The sequence below is a fragment of the Helicobacter sp. MIT 05-5294 genome (genome assembly GCF_000765675.1).
Lineage (GTDB): Bacteria > Campylobacterota > Campylobacteria > Campylobacterales > Helicobacteraceae > Helicobacter_D.
In genome coordinates this window covers 16340-41876 of sequence record NZ_JRPA02000011.1, presented here as the reverse complement: position 1 = coordinate 41876, position 25537 = coordinate 16340, and the positions used below count along the sequence as shown (strand labels likewise).

Below are 25537 nucleotides of genomic sequence, written 5' to 3'. Positions count from 1 at the left end.
GCAAAGCCTAGAAGTGCTGTAGTTTGGACAAACTTGCGTCTTGAATAGTTCATAATTCTCCTTTTTGAGCGTTTGCTCATTGTGAATTAATGCAATGGAATCTTGCCACACTAAGTTTAAAAAAACAAGTAGGGATTTTTTTATCATCTAGTATTCTTTTTGATACTATTGCGATATTTTAAGCTTTATAGGCTACAATTTTCGCACAAAATTTTGAATCTTGGAGGCAAAATGGAAGAAAAAATTAGGAAAAAAATAACACAAAAACAAGCGAATTACTACTCGCCTTGCCCGATAGAAACTACGCTTAACCTCATTGGTAACAAATGGAAGTTTCTCATTATCCGCGATTTGTTGGGTGAAGTGCAGCGGTTTGGGGAGCTAAAAAAATCCATTAGCGCGACCAAAAACCAAAGCATTTCACAAAAAGTTCTCACACAGAATCTCCGCGAATTAGAAGATGCGAGGCTTATCAAGCGCAAAGTTTATGCCGAAGTCCCACCAAGAGTAGAATATAGCCTCACAGAGCTAGGGCAAAGCCTTAAAGGCGTGATTGAGAGCTTGGAGCAATGGGGAGAGCATTATAAAGCCCTTACATAAAGTAGAATCTCGGCTTTTAAGCGTTTTGCATTGTTTAAAAGGATAGAATTTTGGGATAAGATTCTAAATCTTAGCAGGGGTTAATTTTAGATTCAAGATTTTTCTTTTTGTCTTTTGCATAGAATTTTTAGATTCCACACTCTCATTGCAACAACCCAAAAGAGATAATCTCACAAAGTATATCAAGGGTAATGAATCGTTGTTTTCAATTTTGTTTCTTTGATTGGATTGTTTTGTGGAATCTTAGCCTATTTTTGCGATAAGATTAACCCAAGCAAGATAAGAATCCCGCCGACAACAATATAGCCATCAAGCCTTTCACCTAGACTTATAACCGCGCTTAACACGCCAAAAAGCGGAATCGTGTAAATATAAGCACTTGCTTTATAAACGCCAAGAATCTTCATTGTGGCATTCCAGCTTAAATAGCATAAAGCAGACGCTACGAATCCCAAAAACAAGAGATTTAACAAGTTTGGAATCTCCAAAAAACGATGCAGTGGAAAATCCCCGCGCGAAAATGAGCCAAAAATCGCAAAAGGCAGGGTAAAAAGAATCCCATAAAAAAACACTTTACGCGTGATGAGCAAATGGCTTTGTCCTTTGAAAAGAATAAAAACTTTGTCCAAAATGATAGTGTAAGATGACCAAACAATCCCCGCTGCTAAACAAAGCAAATCTCCCAATGGAGAGAGGGTTGGGGAAAATTCCCCGCGAAAAATCACGAGGACGATTCCAACACTTGCTAAAAGGAATCCCCACAAAAAATATCGGCTTAAATGTTTTTTAAGAAGCAAGAAGCCTAAGATTCCGGTGAAAATCGGATTAATAGAGACCAGCACACTTGCATTAGAAGCGGTTGTAAAATAAAGCGCGATATTTTCTAATAAAAAATACAAACAACCGCCACTAAGCCCACAAAGCACGAGTAGAATCTCTGCTTTGATTCCGCGAAATTCTAGGGCTTTGGGGCGCAAAAATAGCAGGAATAAAAAGGCGATGAAAAACCGAAACAGCAGAATCTCACTCGCTAAAAAATCCTCCAAAAGTAGCTTAGTAGAGCTAAAAGTCGCCCCCCAAACAATCATCGTCCAAAGGGCTAGAATATGTCCTGCCAACAATGTAGAATGATTGAAAATTTGCATTGAATCCCCAATTAGGATAATTTGTCTCGTGAAAAAATAGTTAGTATCTTTTTGCTCGGGATATTTGATAGAGAAACAAGTTTATTAACCATAGCAATAGGAATAAAAGATTTATCATATAAATCACATTTGAGTTGAAACAATATTTCTAAAATATTCTTTAATGAGAGGAAATCCTCAATTTTTGGCTGTTTAATGTAATCTTTATATTTGACACTTTCATCAAATGGAATAGCAACATCTAAGACAAAGGACAATTCCTTTTCTTTTCTCACAAACATTTTGATACCAAAATAAGTATTTTCCCCAAAAACCGAAGCATTATTCCCCGTAATATATTTTTTCATATAATCTAAATTTGGCAAAAGAATGTTTCCTAAAGGAATTTTAGATTCTATGTTTTTAAGATGTTCTACAAACATACCGCTCTTATCTAATCCTACCAAATTCACATAGCTAATCTTATCCCTTAAAGATTTTGCATAGAGAAATTGTATAAATGGACGCACAACTTTAAAGGCAAAATCATCAAGACGACTAAATAAAGCCAAAGGTCCATCTTTGATAAAAAGAATCTTTGGCAACCATTGTATATTATCTTCTTCAAAAAGAAATCTAAACATTGAGAACATTAGGATAATTTCAAAAGCACTCATGATATAAGATTCTATCAATGTTGCTCCATTGATTTCATCAATTAAAGTATGTAAGTCAAAACAATCTGTAATATAAATTATGCTTTTACATTCTGAACACTCCATAAAATTATTTTGTTCATCTAAATAATTAGGTGTTTGCCTTTGAAATTTTTGTATTTTTTTGCAGTGAGGACAAGCAAATTTTACAAAGCCTTTACCTCTAGAATCTGAATCTAAATACTCTTGAAAAACGAGCCATTTGATTGTGTGTATAAATGAGCTATTTTTATTACCCTCATTAAGATAATTTTTTGTAAAAACTTCTTCATAGAAAGTTTTTCTAAATGTAGTGATAAAATCCTCATTTTTTAAGCGAATGTTTTGTGTGGGTACTACAAAGTTAAATCTTTCAAGATTTTCTAACTTACCTATATCGCTTGGATTGATTGTTTGTTGTATTTCAACTGCTTCTAAATCTTTAACACTAAACATCAGAATGCCTATATTATAATAGCAGAGTCTTTGTGAGGGAAAATTCTCATTAATATTTACTTCTTGATAGCCTCCATCTATGGTAATAACGCGTTCAATACAAAAAGAGAATTTATCTTGTATATTGCGTATCGGTAAAGTGATAGCTTGGGAATCCACTTCCAAAGGCAGATTCTGCCCTATCTTTTCGCATTTATTAAGATAAGCTTTAACCTTTGGATTCTCAATGATATATTGATGATTGATTTTGGAGGCTTTTTCGTTAAAATATGCCATTTTAACCTCTTGTTTCAAATTTTTGAATCTGAACAGGAATGATAAAATTGTTTGAATAAGTCTTTACTCTAGCAAATCCCACATCACTATTGCGGATAATATTTTGTGAAAAATCAGCAAAATCATAATATTTTTCTAAAACTTTAATTTCATCTCTATTGTTAAGATGAGAAATAAACCAATTTTGTGTATTTTTTAAGATACTTGGGGCAATGGAACTGACTTCTTGCGTAGAATAGCTGATACCAATCTTAAGTTTTGCTCCCTCTTTTGCCAAACGATTATAAATGTTCTTTAAATCTTTATCATCTTTGGGGAAAATATTATGTGCTTCTTCAAAATACATTTGGATATATTCTGGTTCTTCATCATTAGTAAATTTTTCCATAGATTTGGAAAAGATATAAGAGCAAAGCCTATCTATATATTTTTGTTGTGTCTCTGTTGAGGCGGTGGATAAATCTACCAAGATAATTTGTCCCTTGCGCAGTGCTGAATCTATGTCATTTTTATAGTCATTACCTCCTTCAAGGGAATGCAAGGATTTTAAATCCATTAAAGCTTTATACCCGCTTATATTATTTTTAGCTTGAAGAACTTTTAATAGTGCTGCATATTGTTTATCATCTTGATATTTTTTACTCGTTTTTGATAAATCCACATTATCAAAATATCTACAAGCATCTTCAATGGATATACCATTATGGGGTTGATTATTTTCTTTGTCTTTTTTGTCTTCATTTTTATCTTCAAGAGTGAAGCGATAAAACTTAAGTTTATAATCATTTTTTTGCTCAAATCCTGCTTTTTTTAAAATGCATTTATAGATTGCTCGTTTTCTCATAATGGCTCGTTGTTGCTCTCCATTGTCGCTCTCAGAGATTATATCAATGCTTCTAAAATCTTTAAAATAATCGGCTGTTTTAATAAGCAATAATTCATCACATAACAAGTTAAAAGATCCTTCCAAAGTTTCATCATTATAAAAATTATATTGCACCGCTCGGACATCAGGGTGCTGTTGGGATTTCTTTAACGAAGTGCTAAAGCGAATTACCCTTTCTTTAAATCTATCATAGATTGAACCCTCATCTTGCTTGTTGCTAAAAGTATATTCGCCATTAATATCAAAGATAATTTGCCCTATTTTTCTCTCTTGTTTTATATTGAGATTCTCAATAGCACTGATAATAATTTTAATCGTATTAGACTTACCTGTCCTCGTCATTCCAAAAAAAGCTGTGCGTCTCGCGACAATATCATTTGTCCTTAAGAAAACATCTGGGGCATAATTTTTATCTTCATCATAAGATTGACTAGAGGCATATCTTAAGATTCCTATTTTTTCTTGTATTTCATCATTATGAAGTTCTGCATTTTCATTCACAATGATTTGCAATTGTTCTTTTTGTGGTTTATAAACTCTATAATTATGTGCTCCTAAAAAGTTTTCTATATCCGTTCCAAAAATTAATTTTTTATCTTTATCTAAAAAGAATGTTCCTAAAGCCCTGCAAGATAAACCCGAAAACTGATAAAAATATTTTGTATAAATATCAGGATTTATGTTTGTTCTACTTTCCTTTTTTGAGATATAAAAATCCGTTATACTTTGTATAATTTCTTTCTTTTGTGGAATTTCAGAAACTCCAATTACTCTAAGTAAAATTCCTTCTGTTTGATTTTGCCTTAATTCATTATTATAAATTGCTATCAATAAACAGCCATGAGGTAAGCCTTTAACCTCATTCTTATCATAATCATTAAGTAAGATTTTAGCTTCTTCATAATCTAAGTCATATAGGCTACCAACAAAATTTTTATCCTGCTTGATTTCCTCAAAAAAATGCGCTCTTGCCTCTACTAATTCTTTTGGGGACTGGTTTGAATCTGAAAATGAATCTGTAATTGCCATTGTTACTCCTTTTGTAAGACCAAGATTCTATCAACTTTAGTTGCTTTACCTTTTTTTGCACCCCAAATTCTTGTTACTTTCTTCTCTTTTTCGCCCTCAATTGTATCCTCCAAAATCGCTTGAAGTCGTAATTGACATCCACCATTGTCTTGTATATATTGCCAAGTATCTTGTGCGAGATTTTTTTCTTCAATATCTCCAATCACTACAAAAGCATAAGACTTTGGTTTTAGAATCTCATACCAACTATTGAAAAGTTTTTGCATATATTGTGCGTAATTCTTGAAAGCTAAATTATCTTTTAAGCCTTTAATTTTTTGTGCCTTATGGTAAATGCTGACATTTTTATCTACTTCTTCTACTTCTTTATTAAGCAACCAAAGCCGAATCCAATTATATTTTCCATAATTGATATTCTTTAAATAGGGAGGAGAGGTAATAATCAATTGAACACTATTTTCTCCATATTTTTTGATAATTCTTCTTGCGCTTTGAATCGCATCTTTGGCAAAACAATAGCCTTTTTGATATTCAGATAAATTTTGAAATTCTTTTGTTGATTGTTGAAACAAAGATTCTATGCGTTGTTCTAAAAGGAAAAATACATCTTGTTTGATTTTTTGGAGATTATGTTTGGCAATAAAATTTCTAACATAATTGGGCGACATACTAAAAGTATTGGGCATATCAATACTGCAATAGATAGAAGTCCCATCTTTTCTATGTTTGCCATGCATAAGTCCTGTTAAAATCGCAAGGATAAAATTATCAATTTTATTTTTTTTATTTAAGTGATTTTTCAAGTAAAGTAGCTGCGGTAATGTTTGATTCTCTTCATAAAGCATTTTGATATCATCTGAAATATCATTAATTTGCTTGTTTGTAATACACTTAGTTGCAAAATCTTTTTCTAAGTTTTGAAGCCTTTTTTGTATATTGTATTTCTTTGGTATATCAATCTTACTTTTTGTTAAACATACCGCCAAAGGATTTAAGTCATTCCCAATTCCAATCCTTCCCATTCTACAAGCTTCAAAAGCTGTCGTGCCTCTGCCCGAAAAAGGGTCAAACACCAAATCTCCTTTTTGAGAATAATTTTTAATAAAATAATAGGGGAGATTCGGAGGGAACATAGCTAAATAAGCAGTCATTTGATGCAATTTTGAAAAATCTTTAAAAGAATATTGTTTATAATCGTTAATGTTTATTTTGTTGTTAATTAGTGCATTATTGATATTCATAATATTTATTGCCATATTGATTTTAGCAAATATTATACCTAAAATTTAAGTTGATTTGTATTGGTTCCATATATTATCCAACATTGCTCTTGACAAACACTTGGTGGTATGCTTTATAATACCGCCAAAATTTCAAAGGATTTTCCATGCCGCCTGTTTCAGCCAACCGCCGAATCTTCATTCAAAAAGTCGCAGCCCTTAGTCTTGCCCTTTCTTTCCCCGCCCTTGCAAAGGAGAGTGCACAAAATAAAATCTGCATTGTGTATTATTCGCGCACCCTCAATACCCATATTTTAGCCCTATATTTACGCACTTTGCTCCAAGCTGATTTGTATCAAATCCACACAACGCAACCCTATCCAAGCGATTATCAAGCAATGGTTGCACAAGCAACGCGCGAAAAAGACAAGCATTTCACACCTGCTTTGCAAGAGGATTTATCGTTTTTAGATTCGTATCGCACCCTGCTTGTGGGTTCTCCTTTGTGGAGCTTAAGCCTCTCTTCACCGATTAGAACTTTATGCACCAAAGCCCCCCTAGAGAGCAAAAGCCTTGCTCCTTTTATCACAAATGCAGGTTTTGGATTTGGTAATGCACTCAAAGAAATCCGCTCTCTATGCCCCAAAACACAGATTCTCAATGCCTTTGAAATGCCCTTTAAACAGCTTGAAAAAACCAACAAGAATCTCAAATCTTTTAACCAAACTGCATTGCAACAAGGCACAGCTTTTGCGCAGTTACCCCAAGACAAAATCCACCAATGGCTTTTGAGTTTAAAGCTTGAAAATCTATAATCTTTCTTTTCCCCTTGACTGATAGTAACTCTCATCATTTATAATCCACTTTGATTTTTCAACAAGGAGCAGCGATGCAACAATCTACCCACCCCCGCAGAGGGCTTTTGGCAGCCCTTGTTTTGGCAGTCTCTTTGGCTCTTTTGCCAAACTTTGCAAACGCGCAAGATTCTAAAGATTCTAAAACCCAACCGCTCAAAGTGCTGATTATCGGTGCAAATGGCAGCGTTGCACGCGTGGCAACCACGATGTTTTTGGACAATACCAATGTCAATCTCAAGCTGTTTTTGCGCAATGCCAAGCGGCTTGAACACCTCAAAAGCCCACGCGTTGAGGTTGTCGAAGGAGACGCGACCAACAAAGATTCGCTTGTATCGGCAATGCAAAATGTCAATGTCGTCTATGCGAATCTCTATGGCAAAAACACCCCTCAAATGGCACAAACTATCATTGAGGCAATGCACGAAGTCGGGCTAAAGCGGCTGGTTTGGATTACCTCATTTGGCGTGTATAATGGGCAATACCAAGAGATTCCCGATAGCGAACTCGCGCGCATTGCGAGCTATATTGCCCCGCACAGAGAAGAGGTGAGAATCATCGAAGATTCTGATATTGATTATACGATTATCCGCGCGCAGTGGTTTAGCAATGCTGATGAGATTGATTATGAGTTGACCCAAAAAGGCGAGGCTTTTAAGAACCCAAGCGCACGCATTTCGCGCAAGAGTATCGCAGATTTGATTGTGCGGCTCTGCACTACTCCTGCTTTTGGTGTGCGTCAAAGCTTTGGAATCAACAAGCCCGCACCGCGCTAAAGCACGCACACAATGGCAATAGCAAGATTCTCTTGACAAATACTAGGTATCAGGTTTTATAATTTTGTTTTCACTTTTAAAGGAGCAAATATGCAAAACGAACACGACAAAACGCGCAGAGAGTTTTTGCTAACCTCTGCAAAAATCGCCGGTGGTGCGGCTGCTTTGGGCTTTGGGGCAAACCTATTTGCCCAAAATGCGAGCAATACAAACGCGGCAAACACCGCAGCAAGCACACCCTTTGGGCTACAAGAAGCCCTCAAAGGCGAGGAGATTCCAAGCGTGGGCTATGCCGCGCATTCTAAAGACTGGAAGTTTAAACCCTTCAAATTCACCCGCCACTCGCTGGGCGCAAATGATGTGCTTTTGCAGATTCTCTATGCGGGCATCTGCCATAGCGACCTGCACAGCGTAAGCGGCGACCACCACCCACCCACCTATCCCATTGTCCCCGGGCATGAGATTTTGGGCAAAGTCGTTGCGGTGGGCAAAAATGTGAGCAAGTTTAAGGTTGGCGATTACGCCGGTGTGGGGTGTATGGTCAATAGTTGTGGCGAATGCGAGGCGTGCAAGGCAAGCAAAGAGCAGTATTGCACAAATGGCAAAACCGTTTTTACCTATAATAGCAAAGATGTCTTCCATGGCGGTGCAAACACCTATGGCGGGTATTCTAACAACATCGTGCTAAGCGAAAAATTTGCGATTAAAGTCCCCAAAAATGCCGAGCTTGAAAAGGTCGCGCCGCTTCTTTGCGCGGGGATTACCACCTATTCGCCTATTATGTTCTCAAGAGTCAAAAAAGGCGATAAAGTCGCTGTTGCTGGCGTTGGGGGCTTGGGGCATATGGCGTTGCAATATATGGCAAAGCTCGGTGCAGAGGTAACATGCTTTGATATTGTTGAGAAGAAAGATGCGTGCTTAGCGCTTGGCGCAAAAGAGTTTGTGAATGTCAAAAGCCCGCGATTTGGCGAGTTTGCCAACACTTTTGACTTTATCATTAGCACGATTCCCTATCATTATGATGTGAATGCGTATCATAAAATGCTCAAATTCGGCGGTGAAATGGCGATTGTGGGGCTTCCTGCAAGCAAAGACAAGCCAAAGCTTGATTTTGATGAATTTGTGTGGAACTTTCAAAACAAAAAGCTCTACCCTAGCGTGATTGGCGGGATTAAAGAAACGCAAGAAATGCTAGATTTTAGCGTGAAAAACAGAATCTACCCAAAAGTGCAAATCATTCCAATCAATCAGCTTGATGAAGCATATAAGGTTGTCGCGGCGGGCAAGGCGGACTTTCGCTTTGTGATTGATATGAGCAGCCTTAGGGTGTAGATTCTCATAAAGCCTTAAGAATCTCGCAAGACTTTGATATATCAAAGCATAAAAATGCCAAACCAAAAAGGAGAAACCATGCAAAACACATTTGGCAAACTTTTTTCAACACTTTTAGGCATAAGCCTAGTAATTTTATTCTTAGGAGGGTGCGATATGGCACAAGCAGACAAAACAAGCAAAACCGACAAATGGGACAAAGTCTTTGCACAAAGCGAAGCGGTAGAGGTGCAAAAGGTGCGCTTTAAAAATCGCTATGGAATCACGCTCGTAGGCGACCTTTATACGCCCAAAAACACAGACAAAGCCGCCAAGCTCCCCGCAATCGCAATCGCGGGACCTTTTGGTGCGGTTAAAGAACAAGCAAGCGGGTTTTATGCCCAAACCCTAGCAAAAAGGGGCTTTATCACCCTTGCGTTTGACCCATCTTACACGGGCGAGAGCAGCGGCGAACCCCGCAATGTCGCCTCGCCCGACATCAACACCGAAGACTTTAGCGCAGCGGTGGATTATCTAAGCAACCTCGCGGGAGTGGATTCTCATAAAATCGCAATCTTGGGCATTTGTGGCTTTGGGGGCTTTGCGCTCAATGCCGCAGCAATGGATACGCGCATCAAGGCGACGATTGCCTCGACAATGTATGATATGACACGCGTCAATGCGCGGGGATATTTTGACGCAATGGACGCAAAAGCGCGGCAAAAACTCAAAGAGAGCCTCAACGCGCAGCGCACAAAGGACTTCAAGAGTGGCACTTACGCGCCACAAGGCGGGTTACCCGAGAAGCTTAGTGGTGATGAGCCGCAGTTTATCAAGGATTATTTTGATTATTACAAAACCCCACGCGGGTTTCATAAACGCGCGATAAACTCCAATGGTGCGTGGAATCTCACCTCATCTTTATCGCTGATAAATATGCCAATTCTTAGCTTTAGCGATGAGATTCAAAATGCGGTGTTGGTGATTCATGGCGAAAAAGCGCATAGTAGATATTTTAGCGAGGACGCTTACAAGAAGCTCAAAGGCGAGAATAAAGAGCTTTTGCTCATTCCCGATGCTAATCATGTAGATTTGTATGATAATGCGAGTAAAATTCCCTTTGATAAAATCGTGCAGTTTTTGGGTGAGAATCTTTAATAGGAGTGTTAAATGATAGTCGCGATTGACCATATTGTCCTGCTTACAAACAACCTAGAAAAATGCCTCGCGTTTTATCGGGATATTTTAGAATGCGAGGTGAGAGAGCAAAATGGACGCTATGCGATTTGCTTTGGCAACCAAAAAATCAATATCCACCAACATTTTGGCGAGTTTCAACCCGCCGCGAGTAAGCCATGTGATGGCGCGTTAGACTTTTGCCTGCTTGCAAAGGGCGATATTCACGCGATTAAGCGCAAGATTGAATCAAAAGGTGTGAAGCTTGAAGCGGGCGTTGTGCAAAGAACGGGTGCGCGGGCAAAGCTTGATTCAATCTATCTCAAAGACCCCGATGGCAATTTGGTAGAAATCGCTGTGGAGAGGGAAGAAGATGCGCAAACGATGTGCTAAAGATTCTAAGACCAAAAACACAAAAGGAGCAAAATGCACAAGTCAGATTCTAAAAATCGCCGCGAGTTTTTAAAAACTTCGGCAAAAATGGTCAGTTTAGCAGGGCTAGGGATTGCAAGTGGAGGTTTTGGAATCTCGCTTGCAAATGCACAGGATTCAATCAAAAAACACAAAGGAGCAAAGATGAAAATTTACCTACTCAATGGCGCAAAAGAGTTTGGAAACTCTAAGGGCAGGCTTAATACAACCTTGCACGAACTCGCAAAAGAAACACTAAGCAAGCTAGGACACGAAACCAAAGAAGTCATTATTGACAAAGGTTATGATGTGCAAAAAGAGGTGCAAAACCTCAAATGGGCAGATTCTATTATTCACCAATTCCCCGCTTGGTGGATGTGCGAACCTTGGATTGTCAAAAAATACATCGATGAAGTGTATTTGGCAAGTCATGGTGTGCTTTTTAATGATGATGGCAGGACTAGAAAAGACCCAAGCAAGAAATATGGCAGCGGCGGTTTGGCACAAAACAAAAGCTATATGCTTTGCAGCACTTGGAACGCCCCGCTTGAAGCTTTTACAGATAAAACGCAGTTTTTGGGCATTGGAATCGATGGTGTGTTTGCGCATTTGCACAAGGCACATGAGTTTTGCGGAATGCAAAAGTTGCCTAGCTTTCTATGTAATGATGTGGTAAAAAACCCGCAAGTAGAGCGGTATTTGGCAGAATATGAAGCGCATTTACAAAAGGTGTTTGGGAATGCGTGATTGAGGCAATATGAGCCTATCATTGCGAGTAAATAAATGAGTGTGGCAATATGTTAGATTGCCACATTCTCAAAGCCTCTCACAATGACGATTTAGCGATTGAGTGTCTTTATCGTCATTGCGAGGCGCTAGCCGAAGCAATCAACAGGCAACGAATCCTATATAATTAGGAATATCACATGTTAGATTGCCATGACTTCTAATGAAGTCTCGCAATGACAGATAAGACACTTGTAAGATTCTCCATTTGTCATTGCGAGCTTACGCGAAGCAATCAACAAGAGCAGAATCTAAGAGGAAAAATCTAAAACACAAAGGAGAACCAATGAAAAAAATCGTGAGTTTGGCATTAGTCGCAACAATGGGTTGCTTGAGTATCGCACATGCAAAGGAGGCAAAAATGCAAGAGCAAGAAGTCGTAAAAAATGGTAGCTTAGGAGGCTTTAAGGGAGATTCTAAAATCTTTAGCGGCGAAGTGAATGTCAAAATGCTATTCAAAAGCGATACCTACCGCCCTTTTGGCGGAGCTGAGGTTACCTTTAGCCCCCGCGCTAGAACCGCGTGGCACACGCACCCAGCGGGACAAACACTGATTGTTACCAAAGGAACGATTTACACCGGCACAAAAAGCGGGGTTACGCAGATTGCCAAACCCGGCGATGTCGTGCTTTGCCCACCAGATGTCGAGCATTGGCATGGTGCGGGGTTTAAAGAGAGTGGCTCACATATCGCTTTAACACACGAAAAAAATGGCAAAAATGTTACTTGGCTAGAGATTCTAAGCGATGAAGAATATGAAAAGTTTGTTCAAGAAGCAGATAAAACCAAATAAGGAAAAATAATGAAAGAATCCAAAAGCAATAAAAAGAAACTCATCACCAAACTTTCAGCGCGCAGCACACCCGCACCAACAACGAATCGCGATATTTTTATACGCGATTTAGAAGGCGAGCTTGTCGATATGAACGACCCAGAATGCGAAAAGATTTTAGCGGTGATTCGTGAGACGATTAAGCTTACCCATAAGTTTAACTCTAGCGCACACAGCCCTAAAAAATCACGCAAACTTTTTAGCAAAATCATTGGGCAAAAGCTTGATGATAAGTCGTGGATTATCCCACCTTTTTATGTAGATTTTGGGAAAAATATCCGCGTGGGTAAAAACTTTTTTATGAATCAGGCTTGCACATTTATGGACAGAGGGGGAATCACAATTGGTGATGATGTGTTTATTGCGCCCAAAGTATGCCTTACAACCATTAACCATGACTTTGACCCCTATCATCGCACCGCGACCTTTTGTAAGCCCATTGTGATTGGTAATCGCGTGTGGATTGGGATTAATGTAACCATTTGCCCGGGCGTAACAATTGGCGATAATGCGATTATCGCAGCGGGTTCGGTGGTTACTAAAGATGTGCCAGAAAATGCGATAGTTGGGGGTAACCCCGCAAGGGTGCTAAAGATGTTGGAGTTTGAGTAGAAGCCACTATGTAAAGAAAATATTGAGAAGTCCTAAGTTGGCACAATTTTCTCCTTAAAGCAGAAATCCTACATGGAAAGAAGCGAATTTTAAAGGGGCTTTTGTTACGCTTTTAAAAACATTTTGCATTGGGGAGAAAGAATGCTATTACAAGAAATCTTGAAAAATTCCAATTATAAGCTTGATTTGTTTAGTGCAGATTCTATAATGCAACTAGAATCCAAAATCACCACAAAAGAAAGTAAAAGTGGCATAAGTTATTATGTGCTATGCCTCATACGCGATAAAGAAATCAAACTCACCCCCGAAGAAATCGTTCGCCAACTTTATTTAGATAAGCTCATCAATGAATACCAATATCCTAAATCACGAATCCAAGTAGAATATTCTGTTCATTTTGGGCGCGAGGTGAAAAGGGCAGATATTGTGGTAATGGACAAACTCCAAATCACTTCAGCTTATATTATCATAGAAGTTAAAAAGCCAAAGCTCAAAGAAGGCAAAGAGCAGCTTAAAAGCTATTGTAATGCCACAGGTGCGACAATGGCAGTATGGAGCAATGGTAACCAAATTAGCTATTACCACCGCAAAGACCCCAATTATTTTGAATCTATCCCCAATATCCCTACAAGCGATAAAAGCCTTAAAGATATTTTGAATGAGCCTTTTACCTTTGATGACTTGATAAAAACAGATATTTTAACGATACAAAAAAGAAGCCTAAGAGATATTATTACAGAAATGGAAGATGAAGTTTTGGCAAATGCTGGAGTTGATGTATTTGAAGAAGTTTTCAAACTCATTTTTATCAAGCTTTATGATGAGTTAGAAGGGGCAAGGGACAAAACGCGTAATCTTGATTTTAAAAACTATGGTGAATCAGATTCGGAACTCAAAGTAAAAATAGAAAAACTTTTTAATAAAGCAAAGAAAAAATGGGAGGGCGTGTTTAATGAAGACGAAAAAATTAAACTTTCCCCCTCACATTTAAGCGTTTGTGTTGGTTCATTAGAAAAAATCAAGCTTTTTAACTCAAACTTAGAAGTCATTGATGATGCGTTTGAATACCTTGTCAATAAATCTGCCAAAGGTGAGAAAGGACAATATTTTACCCCGCGTTATGTGATAGATATGTGTGTAAAAATGCTTAATCCCACAAAAGAAGAAACCATGATAGACACTGCAAGTGGTAGCTGCGGATTCCCTATCCATACTTGCTTTTATGTATGGAAGCAAATCTATAAAGAAAAAGGCATTGAAGCAAGCCACCTTTTCACAGCGGAGAAAAAAATCCCAGAATGTGAAGATTATGTCAAAGAAAAAATCTTTGGCGTAGATTTTGATGAGCGAAGCGTGCGAGTTTCCAAAATGCTAAATCTCATCGCAGGTGATGGGCATACGAATGTGCTTTATCTTAACTCTATTGATTATGAGCGTTGGGAAGAATGGGTAAAAGATGAGAATTGGAATGATGTCTATAATGAGGGTTTTAAGAAACTCAAAAAACTAAGGGTAAATAAAAATGAAAATCGCGATTTTAGTTTTGATATTTTAATGGCAAATCCACCTTTTGCAGGAGATATTAAAGAAAGCAGAATTCTAAGCAGATATGAACTAAGCAAAAATGCCAATGGTAAGCTACAAAGCAAAGTAGGACGCGATATTTTATTTATTGAGCGCAACTTAGATATGTTAAAACCCGGTGGGCGTATGGCTATTGTGCTTCCACAGGGGAGATTCAATAACTCTAGCGATAAATATATAAGGGAGTTTATTGCGGATAAAGCGAGAATCCTAGCTGTTGTAGGACTGCATGGTAATGTCTTTAAGCCTCACACAGGCACAAAAACTTCTGTGCTATTTTTGCAAAAATGGGGAGGCGAAGATGAGAGCGGTCAAGAGCTTTGCCCAAAATGTGAAGATTACAACATTTTCTTTGCAACAATGAGTGAGCCAAGCAAGGACAATTCAGGGGAAAAGATTTATTATCCGCTTTTAGATTCTCATGGGCATTTGGTTGTTAGGCATGATTTATTTCACCCACATCTTGAGGGTGAAGAGCCTATCAGACAATCAAATGAAAGCGACGAATCTTTCAATGAAAGAATGTGCGAATACCAAAAGCGATATGAAACATACAAAGACTTGCAACGAGATGGAATCACAGAAGCCTTTATAGAATTTGCCAAAGCAGAAAATTTGAGCTTTTGGAGAGAGTAAGCATGAGCAAAAAAGAATTTATCCCTCAAGAATTGCCAATTAACATTCATTTGGATATAAAAATTTATGAGCTTTTGAGCAAAGCTTCAGGTAGATTAGGAGAGCTTAAGGGGTTTGCAAAAACTATCCCCAATCAAGATATTTTAATCAATTCTTTACTTTTACAAGAAGCAAAAGATTCTAATGCAATTGAAAATATTATCACTACACATGATGAGCTATTTTTAGCACAGATTGACGAAAGTAAAATTACCAAAAATGCTAAAGAAGTGCAAAATTATGAATTAGCACTTAAGCTTGGTATTAGATTGATTAAAAAAGAAAATCTTTTGCGCAACAAACATATTTTAGAGATTCAAAAGCGACTAGAGAGAAATTATGCAGGTTTTCGCACCCAAAGCGGGACAATGCTCAAAAACCCAGCCACAGGAGAGATTAAACATATCCCCCCACAGCACAAAGACGATATTTTAAGGCTTATGAATAATTTAGAAAGTTATATCAATGAAGATTTAGATAATTTTGACCCCTTAATAAAACTTGCGATTATTCATTATCAATTTGAGACAATCCACCCTTTTTATGATGGTAATGGCAGAGTAGGCAGAATCTTAAATATCCTTTATCTTGTCTTCAAGGAGCGTTTGGATACACCCATTTTGTATTTGAGTGCTTATATTATCAAGCATAAAGATAAGTATTATCATCTTTTAGAGCAAGTGAGCAAAAATGCGGCTTGGAATGAATGGATAGTCTATATTCTACAAGGCATAGAAAAAACCTCAATCGCTACAATTCAAAGAATCAAAGATATTGATAAAGCAATGAAAGATGCTGCTGAAGTTTTACAAAACAATGCTGATAAAATTTATAGCAAAGACTTGATTGAAGCCCTGTTTTTTTATCCTTATACAAAAATAGAATTTTTAGAAAAAAAACTAAAAATAAGCCGACAAAGTGCCTCCAAATACCTTAAAACTTGCGAAAAATTAACCCTTTTGGAGTGTATTAAAATTGGCAGAAATAAGTATTTTATTAATGTGAGGTTATTTAAAATTTTAAGTAACCCACTGATATGATATGATATGTTAAAATTTTTTATTTTTTTTAACATATTGTATAAATATATATAAATATTTAGTTTTTTTAAACATATCAAAGGAAGGGGATGATACAAAGCTTTAACCAAAGCGCAATTATTTCTATACACCCAAACAAAATTAAAGATTTTCTTGATGATTTGTTAGTAAGTTTTCATAAGGATTTGGTGTTTTATGCGCAAAATTAGAAATGGTGGCAAGTGCCCCCTAGAAAGAACAGATATTATATAAAAATCTTAAATTTCAACTTTACTTATAAGGGAAAATGATGGAAATAAATATAAAGTGGAAATGGCGGAAAAGGATCCGCCTTGAAAGAAATGTAATCATAGCAAAGATTTATTATATTTTTGCTTAAAATTTTATTAAATTATTAGGAGTGCTATTAATGAATCCAAACCAAACCTTGCAAGATAAATTTCCGCATTTGGAAGTGAGTGTGCTTAAGCTTAGCGAAGTGCAAAAGGATAATGATAGTTTTAGAATTGATAGCGAACCTTTTAAAAAATCAAATTTATGTATCAATAAGAATTTAGTATATGAAAAATTATCTAAAATTGCACTTATTAATCCTTCAAAAACTGAAATTTCGCATTTAAACAAGAATACAAAAGTTACTTTTTTATCAATGCAAAATTTGGGAAATGGAGTTATTAATGATAGAGAATGTGGAGAAATACAAGATTTTGAAAAGGGCTATACCTATTTTGCTGAAAATGATATTTTAATTGCAAAAATAACCCCTTGTATGGAGCACGGGAAATGTGGGATAGCCTTTGATTTGGAAAATAAAATTGGTTTTGGTAGCACAGAATTTAATGTGTTTCGCATACAGGATTCAAGATTTCTAAAAGAGTTTGTATTTTGCTATTTAAATAGAGAATCTATAAGAAAGATTGCTGCTGATAATATGGTTGGAACAAGTGGAAGACAAAGAGTGCCAACCGATTTTTATGAAAAACTTTTAGTTCCCCTTTTTTCTATGGAATTTCAATTAGAAATTGAAAAGCTTGTTAAAGATTCTCATTTTTCCCTAGAACAAAGCAAAGAGTTGTATAAAGAGGCAGAAGCGATTTTATATGCAGAATTAGGACTTGACCCTAAAAATCCCTTGCAAAGTCTTTTGCAAGATAAGCAAAATTCTATAAATATCTCCATTCGCACACTCAAAGAATCTTTCCTCAAAACTGGCAGGCTGGATAGCGAATATTACCAAACCAAATATGACAAAATCGAATCATATATCAAAAACTATCAAGGCGGTTTTATGGCATTAACCCTTATTGAGATTAAGGATTCTAATTTTACTCCAAATGCTAAAGAAAAATATCGCTATATAGAGCTTGCAAACATTGGAGGTAATGGCAATATTAATGAGCCTTTAGAGGAGCTAGGAGAAAATCTCCCTACAAGGGCTAGACGACTTGTTAAAAAAGGGGACTTGATTATTTCTAGTATTGAGGGGAGCTTGAGTAGTTGTGCTTTAATTACTGAAGAATTTGATAATTGTATTGTTTCAACAGGATTCTATGTATTGAAAGCACAATCTATCAATAGTGAAACCTTGCTTGTTTTGTTTAAATCTCAAATATTTCAAGAATATTTGAAAAAATTTCCAAGTGGGACAATTTTAACAGCTATTTCCAAAGAGGAATTACAAAATATACTTATCCCCAAAATCTCCTTAGAGATTCAAACCCAAATCGCCGCTCATATTCAAAAAAGCTTCGCATTACGCAAAGAGGCGAAAAATCTTCTACAAGTTGCTAAAGAAAAAGTAGAATCTGCTATTGTGCGGGGGGGGGGGGGGGAATAATGCCCTCCTTATAAGCAAAATCTTTAGAATCTACTACCCGCAAATCAAAGCCAAACTTAAAGAGTCAAAACAAGAATATCGTTTGGGCGAATGGCTGTTATATGAAGAACTCGTATTTTGTAATACAGAATCTCAAAGCGCAAATGAAATCGCACAAAAGCATTTCAATGCCAACACCCAACCCATAAATTACACGATTAAAACTTTAAAAGAATCTTTCCTAAAAACTAGTAGATTAGATTCTGAATATTATCAAACCAAATATGAGCAAAATGAAAATTTAATCAAATCTCAACACTATGCAAGATTGGGAGATTTGGTAGAAATCAAAAAATCCATAGAACCCGGTAGTGAAGCATACAGAGAAAGCGGAATCCCTTTTATTCGTGTGAGTAATCTTAGCCATTTTGGAATCAATCAAAGTGAAATCTATTTAGATTCTGCAGATTTTAATGAAGAAGAATTAAAAAACTTATATCCGAAAAAAGATATGATTTTATTAAGCAAAGATGGGAGTATAGGGCTTGCTTATTGTTTAGAAAAAGATTTAGAATGTATCACAAGCGGGGCGATTTTGCATTTGCAGATAAAAGACAAAAGTCTTATTCTGCCTCAATATTTAACCTTAATTCTCAACTCCCTTACAACCGAGCTTCAAGCAGAGCGGGATAGTGGAGGTTCGATTATTGCACATTGGAAGCTTGATGAGATTAAAAATGTGCTTATCCCAATCCTTAATAAACAGATTCAACAAACCATAGAATCTAAAATCATTCAAAGCTTTGCTCTACGAACAGAAGCAAAGATATTGCTAGAAAAGGCTAAAGCAAAAGTAGAAGAGGCAATTAGAAAATCATAATTTTTATTTTTATCAATTCAAGTCCCTTGACTGATACTAACTCTCATATTTTATAATTTCATTTTTACTTCTATGCAAGGAGTCATGCGATTTGTATGACGATGGATTTATTATTCTAAGGCAAAGCCTAAGATTCTAAACCAAAAGGAGAAATAATGAAAACAGAATCGCAAAAACTAGATTCTAAAACCCGCCGCGAGTTTTTAAAAACTTCGGTAAAAATTGGGGGCTTAGTTGGCTTAGGCGGGCTTGGAATCTCGCTTAGTGCATGCAAAGATTCTCATACCCAAAGCGCAATAGAATCAAACCACACCCCCAAACTCACACAAGGAGACACAATGAACCTCACAGAAAATGCAAGAGCAAACTTTGAAACCCTCTTTGGTGTTTCGCCCGCTCAAAGCGATCTGGCAAAAACCGACCCCGAGTTTTTTAGCAATTATGTCAATTTCAGTTTTGATGAAGTCATAGTCGATTCTAAGCTAGAACTACAAGAACGACTACTGATAATCCTTGCTTCACTCGTGGCAATCCCTGCTTTAAGTGAATACAAGACGATTCTAAATGCCGCACTTAAAAATGGTGTTTCGCCCATAGCGATTAAAGAGATACTCTACCAAGCGACACCTTATGTCGGAATGGGCAAGAGCATTGACTTTATCACCGCAACCAATGAGATTTTCAAAGCATATCATATCACCTTGCCCCTAGAAGCCCAAAGCACCACCACGCGAGAAAACCGCCAAGAAAAAGGCTTAGAGACCCAAAGAGAGCTTTTTGGAGAAGCGATAGACAAAGGCAATGCAAATGCACCCAAAGACTATCAGCATATCCGCAGATTCTTATCAGCAAATTGCTTTGGTGATTATTACACGCGCACAGGTTTAGAGCTGCAATTCCGCGAACTCTTAACTTTTGTGTATATCCTCTCAATGGGTGGGGCAGATTCTCAAGTCAAAGCCCATGTCGCGGGGAATATTAGAATTGGCAATGATAGAGCAAAACTTATCGCTGTGGTTACCGCGCTTGTGCCATATATTGGCTACCCAAGAAGCCTTAATGCGTTAAGTGCGATTGATGCGATTGCGCCTTTGCAATAAAAAATGCAGATAGATAGCAATGACATCTTACGATTGATTTGCCCCCAATGGCAAGGCGGTTTGAGGATTTAAGTGCAAGTGAAGTAGCAAGAGGATATATTCTAGGTGCAGAGATTTTAAGAATCCTCACCGATTCTATTGCGCCACAGCACCAACAAAATACCGCAGTCGTTACGATTGAAACATTTTTTGCAAGATAGTATGGGCAAAAGAATCACAAAACCACTAAAGGAAATCAAATGGCTTGGACGATTATAGAAGTAGAGCGAAAAACAGGAATCCCCTCAACCAAGATTCGCTTTTGGATTAAAAAGGGGCTATTCCCCTATCTGGAAACCGACAAGAATAAAGTGCGGTATTTTAGCCAAAACGATATTGACGCGTTGCGTTGGATTGAGTATTTACGAGAAACCAAAATGGACATTAAGACGATAAAGCATTATATTGACCTCTATTTTCAGGGCGACAAAACCCTAAAAGAGCGTAAAGACATCATCAAAAAGCAAGTAGAATTTGTCAAAAAAGATTTGGCAAAAACAAAAGAGATTTTAAAAATCTTAGAAGAAAAACACAAGATGTATGAAAATCTTGAATGCGCGAAACAAAAGAAATATTAAAAGGAGCGTTCAATGCACATACAAATTCATCTTGAATCAAAGGAAAAATCATGAATCACAACACTTGGAATCTTCAGACAAATCAGGCGAGAAATACCCGCCGTGAGTTTCTCAAAACTTCGGCAAAGATAGGAGCAACAATGGCGTTAGCAAACTTTGGAATCGGAACACTTTTGGCAGATGAGAATTCAAAAGACACAAATGCAATCCCGAATCTTACGCTTAATAATGGCGTGATGATGCCAATCATTGGGCTTGGGACCTATGCTTTGCGCGAGGTGGATTGTCAGAGGGCGGTTAAAGACGCACTTAGTGTGGGCTATCGCCTTTTTGATAGTGCACAGATGTATAACAATGAGCGAGATTTGGGAGCGGCAATTAATGCAAGTCTCAAAAATGGCTATCAACGCGAGGAGCTTTTTATCACTACAAAACTTTCAAGCGGTATGGGCTATAAGGCGACCAAAAAAAGCATTGCAGAATCGCTGAATAAACTCAAGCTTGATTATGTGGATTTGCTGTTAATCCACAGCCCTTATGCGCAGTCAAAAGAAATGTATGAGGCAATGGAAGAAGCCTATGCACAAGGCAAGATTAAAGCACTCGGAATCTCAAATTTTGATACTAAAGCCTATCTTGATTTTATTAAGTCTTGCCAAATTATCCCGGCGGTTAATCAGGTGCAAACCCATGTGTTTTTTCAACGCGAAGCTTTGCAAGAAACGATGGCAAAACACGGCACGATTATGCAGGCGTGGAGTCCTTTTGCTAATGGCAATAACGACTTTTTTAAGAATCCTACTTTGATACAAATCGGTGAAAAATATGGCAAAACTCCTGCGCAAGTCGGGTTGCGCTATTTGGTGCAGCGCGGGATTAATGTAATCCCCAAAACCTCTAAAAAAGAGCGCATGATAGAAAATATCAACATTTTTGATTTTAAGCTTGATTTGCAAGATTTAAGCGCAATCAAAAAGCTTGATACTAACAAAAGCCTTTTTGGTTGGGACGCGTAAGGTTCTTATAGTGTTGCAATCATTGCTGGTTTTCGTTCTCGCAGCTTTTTTAGAAGTGGGTGGGGGATATTTGGTTTGGATTTGGCTAAAAGAAGAAAAAGGGTTGATGCTAGGCATAATCGGAATGATTTGCCTTGCATTGTATGGAGTGGTGGCGACTTGGCAAGTGCAAGGATTTGGCAGAGTTTATGCTGCGTATGGGGGAATCTTTATCGTATTTTCTATTATTTGGGCAATGAAATTTGATAGTTTTAAGCCCGATATGTGGGACATTATAGGCGGAATCTTAGTGCTTTTTGGCGTTTGTCTTATAATGTATGCTCCACGCAATTAATGCAAATGAGCGCAGGGGGCTTGTCGTAAATGCTATAATTTCAAACCTTAAAAATACAAGGAGACCCCATGCTTGAACTCATCACCACACCAAGCTTTGAAGATGTCGCGTTCTATTGGTATCTTATCTTGTTTTTTGCGTCAATCTTTGGCGGGGTTGTTGGCTCGCTCTCGGGCGGGGCGGGAATGATCACCATGCCACTCTTGCTTTTGAGTGGGATAAACCCCCTCGCCGCGCTTGCGACAAACAAACTCCAAGCGTGTGTTGGCTCATTTACTGGTGCGGCGCATTATTATGCACAGGGCTTGGTCGATATGCGCACAAACGCTGTGTGTATCGGTATCGCGGTCGTGTTTGCAAGCATTGGTGCGCTTAGTGTGCAGGTTGTAGAAGTCGTGATTCTCTCAAAAATTTTGCCCTTTGTGATGATTACCATTGGCGCGTATTTCTTGCTCTCGCGCAACATCAGCGACACCGACAGAGCGACAACACCGCACAAAGCCCTACTCTATGGCACTTGCGCGGGTGCGAGTTTTTATGGTGGGTTTTTGGGTGTGGGAATTGGCACACTCATTCTCACAATGCTTGTTAGCGTTGGGGGCTATGGACTTAGTAAAGCCTTAGCATCTTCGCGTTGGATAGTTTTTAGTATCAATATTGCCTCGACATTGTTTTTTGTGCTTAGTGGGAATGTTTTGTGGGTTTTGGGAATTATAATGTGCGTTGGACAAGCACTTGGAGCGAGGACTGGAGCAAAACTTGCACTCAAACATGGCACAAAGATTATTAAACCTGTTGTGATTTGTCTGTGTTTTGCGATTTCAACGCAACTGATTATTCGGGAGTTTTTCTAAACTTAAAATGAGCGGCTTGAAGCACATAAAATGCGCAGATTCTAAACGATAGTGAAAAGATGATATAATTGGAATATTTCAACACTAGAGAAACAAATGATAAAGACACAAATAGAGACATTGACAAGCGATGATGGGGATCCATTGTCTATTGCTGATAATATTATACTCTATCATTCCTCTGTGCTTGATAAAAAACTTTTACAACCTCAAAGCCTTGATTTAATCATCACTTCGCCTCCTTATAGTGTCGGTATAGATTACAATTCTAATGTAGATTCTGAAAATTATGAAGAATACTTAAAATTTAGCGCACAATGGATAGTAAATTGCTATTTTTGGGCAAAAGATGAAGCGCGATTTTGCCTTAATATTCCGCTGGATAAAAATAAAGGTGGGCAACAAACTGTAGGCGCGGATTTAACACGAATTGCTAAAGAAGTTGGCTAGAAATATCATAGCACAATTGTTTGGAATGAGGGCAACATCTCACGCCGCACTGCTCGGGGAAGTTGGCTAAGTGCTTCTGCCCCCTATGTCATTGCGCCTGTGGAGTTGATTCTTGTGCTTTATAAGGGTGAGTGGAAGAAAAAGCATAAAGGGGAGAGCGATATTAGCAAAGAAGAATTTATGGCTTGGACAAATGGTTTATGGACATTTATATGGAGAATCCAAAAAGCGTATCGGACACCCTGCTCCCTTTCCTAGAGAGTTGCCCAAGCGATGTATCAAGCTTTTTTCTTTTGTGGGCGATGTTGGTGTGCGACCCTTTTAATGGGAGTGGCACAACAATGATAGAATCTTGCCTTAACCATCGTCAATTTATTGGGATTGAACTTGATAAGCAATATTGTGAACTTAGTAAAAAGCGATTTTTAGAAACAATGAAAAAAGAAAAAGGATTATTTAATGAGCGAAAAACAAGGTAGTCAGCTTGATTTGATTATGGAATTTTTTAAGGCAAATCCTAAAAGAGATGTTGCACGCTCTGAAGTTGTGGATTGGGTAGTAAATGAGTGGCAAAAACGCACAGGCAAAGTTTTTCGCGACCCAGATAGGGGCATAAGAAGTTTGCACCAAAAAGGTTATTTGTAAAAATTGCAAAAGAAATCTATCGTTATGACCCAGATTTTGTGAGTTTAAGAGATGATTTGGAGGATTTTAGCCCAAAACTTAAAAAGCAAATCTTGGAGCGAGATAATTATCAATGTGTTATCTGTGGTATGGGCAAAAAAGAAAGAGTAGAGCTCCATATTGACCATATCAAGCCTAAAGATTTGGGTGGCAAAGCGACTTTAGAAAATGGGCAAACGCTTTGCAGCAAACATAATTTCCTCAAAAAGAATCTCAAACAAACCGAAACAGGTAAGAAAATGTTTTTAAGAATGCTAGAAAGCACAAAGGAATCAAACCAACAAGAACTTATAGATTTTTTAGAAGATGTGCTAGAAGTTTATGAAAAGCATAATATTAATGGACATATTGTATGGAAAAAGGATTAGGGATATTTCAGATTCTGAACGCATAAACAGAAATTATAGAAATCAAATAAAGGAGCAACAATAACTAGCTGAAATTGTGGTGTTTGGTGAGCCGTTTTCGCTACTCAAAATCGGGCTGATTGTGTTGTTGCTTATTGGCGTGGTGGGGCTAAAGCTGGTCGCGCGCTAGGGGCTTAAGACGCCTTAAACCTTGCGTGGGTTATAATGCTTTGAGACATCAAAGAATCTAAAGGAAAAGTAGTGAGAATCTGTTATTGCGAGTTTTGCCCTTTCGCACCACATTTGCCAAAGGCTAAACAATGAGCCTTAAAGTCGCGTATTGCCTTTTAGTCGCTGCAATCTCGACTGAAGTGTTAGCGGTTAATCTAATGAAAGCAAGTGAGGGCGCGTTATTTGGCTTTGTGTCAATGCTCGTTTTGCTCGTGGTTTCGTATTATTTTATGGCACTCTCACTCAAAAGACTTTCAATCAGCGTAGCATACGCGATTTGGGAGGTCTTGGGTGCGGTATGTGTCGTGGGGATTAGCCTTTTTTATTTTGGTGAGGAGCTATTTTGGACACAAAAGTTGGGAATCCTGCTTAGCTTTTGTGGCATTGGGCTGATTAACTATGCCGAGATTAAGGCGCAGAAAAGCGAAGCTAAAGAAGCTAAAAAGGCGGCTGAATCTATGGAATGCATGGAATCAAACGAGCAAGAATCCCAACGCAACTCCCAACAGCACGAAGCCCAAAAGGAGAGCCAATGAGCTGGGCGTTGGGGCTTGTGGTGTTGGCGGCGGTGCTAGACATCATCGCGAATTTATTTTTGAAAAAATCCAATGCTTTCACACATAAAGGCTACACAATTGGTTGTATTCTAATGGTTTGGGCTGCATTCACCGCGCTTATGTTTGCGATACAAACCCTACCCCTTAGCGTCGCGTATTCTACTTGGGGTGCAGTAGGGATTATCGGCACAGCGGTGGGAGGATATGTGTTTTTCAAAGAACGACTTGGAGCAATCGGCTATGTGGGCATCGCACTCGTGCTATGCGCGGTGGTGTTGCTTAATCTTGAGGGGTAGAGAATATAAAAA

At 37.9% G+C, this 25537-nt stretch carries 27 protein-coding genes and 1 pseudogene; 24 read left to right on the top strand and 4 right to left on the bottom strand.

Annotated elements, in window-relative coordinates; translation table 11 throughout:
- The first annotated feature begins 231 nt into the window (after nt 1-231).
- Nucleotides 232-600 carry a helix-turn-helix domain-containing protein gene (locus LS69_RS06765; RefSeq protein ID WP_138123429.1) on the top strand — a complete coding sequence of 123 codons (369 nt, stop codon included), beginning with the start codon at nt 232-234 and terminating at the stop codon, nt 598-600.
- 248 nt (nt 601-848) lie between these two features.
- On the opposite strand, the gene LS69_RS06760 is transcribed toward LS69_RS06765, so the two are convergent.
- From LS69_RS06760 to LS69_RS06745, 4 genes are read right to left on the bottom strand one after another with little or no spacing between them, the layout of a single operon-like run.
- Nucleotides 849-1745 (bottom strand): DMT family transporter, encoded by an 897-nt coding sequence (locus tag LS69_RS06760; RefSeq protein ID WP_138123427.1) that lies wholly within the window; start codon nt 1743-1745, stop codon nt 849-851.
- Between the two features lie 11 nt (nt 1746-1756).
- Nucleotides 1757-3151, bottom strand: a complete 1395-nt coding sequence (locus LS69_RS06755; protein WP_138123425.1) for a DNA double-strand break repair nuclease NurA — start codon at nt 3149-3151, stop codon at nt 1757-1759.
- A 1-nt stretch (nt 3152) separates the two neighbouring features.
- Nucleotides 3153-5066: a DUF87 domain-containing protein gene (locus LS69_RS06750; RefSeq protein WP_138123423.1), complete on the bottom strand. Its 1914-nt coding sequence runs from the start codon at nt 5064-5066 to the stop codon at nt 3153-3155.
- A gap of 2 nt (nt 5067-5068) precedes the next feature.
- On the bottom strand, nt 5069-6307 hold the full coding sequence (locus LS69_RS06745) for a DNA methyltransferase (protein ID WP_138123421.1): 1239 nt from the start codon (nt 6305-6307) through the stop codon (nt 5069-5071).
- A 146-nt stretch (nt 6308-6453) separates the two neighbouring features.
- On the opposite strand from LS69_RS06745, the gene LS69_RS06740 reads away from it, so the two are divergent.
- The 23 genes and pseudogenes from LS69_RS06740 (at nt 6454) to LS69_RS06635 (ending at nt 25525) form a co-directional block, all read left to right on the top strand.
- The gene (locus LS69_RS06740) at nt 6454-7101 is read left to right on the top strand and encodes a flavodoxin (protein ID WP_138123420.1); all 648 of its coding nucleotides are present in this window, start codon (nt 6454-6456) and stop codon (nt 7099-7101) included.
- A 74-nt stretch (nt 7102-7175) separates the two neighbouring features.
- Nucleotides 7176-7916 carry an SDR family oxidoreductase gene (locus LS69_RS06735; protein WP_138123418.1) on the top strand — a complete coding sequence of 247 codons (741 nt, stop codon included), beginning with the start codon at nt 7176-7178 and terminating at the stop codon, nt 7914-7916.
- Between the two features lie 90 nt (nt 7917-8006).
- A complete protein-coding gene (locus LS69_RS06730; protein ID WP_138123416.1) occupies nt 8007-9248 on the top strand; it encodes an NAD(P)-dependent alcohol dehydrogenase in 1242 nt (413 codons plus the stop codon).
- Nucleotides 9249-9404: 156 nt separating this feature from the next.
- A complete protein-coding gene (locus LS69_RS06725; protein ID WP_138123470.1) occupies nt 9405-10385 on the top strand; it encodes an alpha/beta hydrolase in 981 nt (326 codons plus the stop codon).
- Between the two features lie 12 nt (nt 10386-10397).
- Nucleotides 10398-10796 carry a VOC family protein gene (locus LS69_RS06720; RefSeq protein WP_138123414.1) on the top strand — a complete coding sequence of 133 codons (399 nt, stop codon included), beginning with the start codon at nt 10398-10400 and terminating at the stop codon, nt 10794-10796.
- A gap of 183 nt (nt 10797-10979) precedes the next feature.
- A complete protein-coding gene (locus tag LS69_RS06715; protein WP_138123468.1) occupies nt 10980-11561 on the top strand; it encodes an NAD(P)H-dependent oxidoreductase in 582 nt (193 codons plus the stop codon).
- Nucleotides 11562-11886: 325 nt separating this feature from the next.
- Nucleotides 11887-12393: a cupin domain-containing protein gene (locus LS69_RS06710; RefSeq protein WP_138123412.1), complete on the top strand. Its 507-nt coding sequence runs from the start codon at nt 11887-11889 to the stop codon at nt 12391-12393.
- Nucleotides 12394-12402: 9 nt separating this feature from the next.
- A complete protein-coding gene (locus tag LS69_RS06705; protein WP_138123410.1) occupies nt 12403-13044 on the top strand; it encodes a sugar O-acetyltransferase in 642 nt (213 codons plus the stop codon).
- 141 nt (nt 13045-13185) lie between these two features.
- Nucleotides 13186-15264 carry an N-6 DNA methylase gene (locus LS69_RS06700; RefSeq protein ID WP_138123408.1) on the top strand — a complete coding sequence of 693 codons (2079 nt, stop codon included), beginning with the start codon at nt 13186-13188 and terminating at the stop codon, nt 15262-15264.
- Between the two features lie 2 nt (nt 15265-15266).
- On the top strand, nt 15267-16343 hold the full coding sequence (locus tag LS69_RS06695) for a Fic family protein (RefSeq protein WP_138123406.1): 1077 nt from the start codon (nt 15267-15269) through the stop codon (nt 16341-16343).
- Nucleotides 16344-16752: 409 nt separating this feature from the next.
- Nucleotides 16753-18180: a restriction endonuclease subunit S gene (locus LS69_RS06690; RefSeq protein WP_138123404.1), complete on the top strand. Its 1428-nt coding sequence runs from the start codon at nt 16753-16755 to the stop codon at nt 18178-18180.
- Nucleotides 18155-19039, top strand: a complete 885-nt coding sequence (locus tag LS69_RS06685) for a methylase (protein WP_138123402.1) — start codon at nt 18155-18157, stop codon at nt 19037-19039. Before LS69_RS06690 ends, LS69_RS06685 begins: the two co-directional genes overlap by 26 nt.
- Before the next feature lie 338 nt (nt 19040-19377).
- Nucleotides 19378-20139, top strand: a complete 762-nt coding sequence (locus tag LS69_RS06680; RefSeq protein ID WP_138123466.1) for a carboxymuconolactone decarboxylase family protein — start codon at nt 19378-19380, stop codon at nt 20137-20139.
- A gap of 47 nt (nt 20140-20186) precedes the next feature.
- Complete coding sequence (locus LS69_RS10470) at nt 20187-20339, top strand: hypothetical protein (protein ID WP_194145456.1); 153 nt, start codon at nt 20187-20189, stop codon at nt 20337-20339.
- Between the two features lie 39 nt (nt 20340-20378).
- Entirely contained in the window at nt 20379-20756 is a 378-nt protein-coding gene (locus LS69_RS06675) for a MerR family transcriptional regulator (RefSeq protein ID WP_138123400.1), read from the top strand.
- 50 nt (nt 20757-20806) lie between these two features.
- Nucleotides 20807-21772, top strand: a complete 966-nt coding sequence (locus LS69_RS06670; RefSeq protein WP_138123398.1) for an aldo/keto reductase — start codon at nt 20807-20809, stop codon at nt 21770-21772.
- 10 nt (nt 21773-21782) lie between these two features.
- Entirely contained in the window at nt 21783-22106 is a 324-nt protein-coding gene (locus LS69_RS06665) for a YnfA family protein (protein WP_202978664.1), read from the top strand.
- A 68-nt stretch (nt 22107-22174) separates the two neighbouring features.
- Nucleotides 22175-22960: a TSUP family transporter gene (locus LS69_RS06660; protein WP_138123396.1), complete on the top strand. Its 786-nt coding sequence runs from the start codon at nt 22175-22177 to the stop codon at nt 22958-22960.
- Between the two features lie 96 nt (nt 22961-23056).
- Nucleotides 23057-23889, top strand: a pseudogene (locus LS69_RS06655) (site-specific DNA-methyltransferase).
- Nucleotides 23870-24055 (top strand): HNH endonuclease, encoded by a 186-nt coding sequence (locus LS69_RS10875; RefSeq protein WP_238699221.1) that lies wholly within the window; start codon nt 23870-23872, stop codon nt 24053-24055. The pseudogene LS69_RS06655 and the gene LS69_RS10875 overlap by 20 nt, the downstream one beginning before the upstream one ends.
- 38 nt (nt 24056-24093) lie before the next feature.
- The gene (locus tag LS69_RS10870) at nt 24094-24462 is read left to right on the top strand and encodes an HNH endonuclease signature motif containing protein (RefSeq protein ID WP_238699219.1); all 369 of its coding nucleotides are present in this window, start codon (nt 24094-24096) and stop codon (nt 24460-24462) included.
- Nucleotides 24463-24761: 299 nt separating this feature from the next.
- A complete protein-coding gene (locus tag LS69_RS06640; RefSeq protein WP_138123394.1) occupies nt 24762-25208 on the top strand; it encodes a multidrug efflux SMR transporter in 447 nt (148 codons plus the stop codon).
- Nucleotides 25205-25525, top strand: coding sequence for a multidrug efflux SMR transporter (locus LS69_RS06635; RefSeq protein WP_138123392.1), 321 nt, complete (start codon nt 25205-25207; stop codon nt 25523-25525). Before LS69_RS06640 ends, LS69_RS06635 begins: the two co-directional genes overlap by 4 nt.
- The last annotated feature ends 12 nt before the right edge of the window (nt 25526-25537 follow it).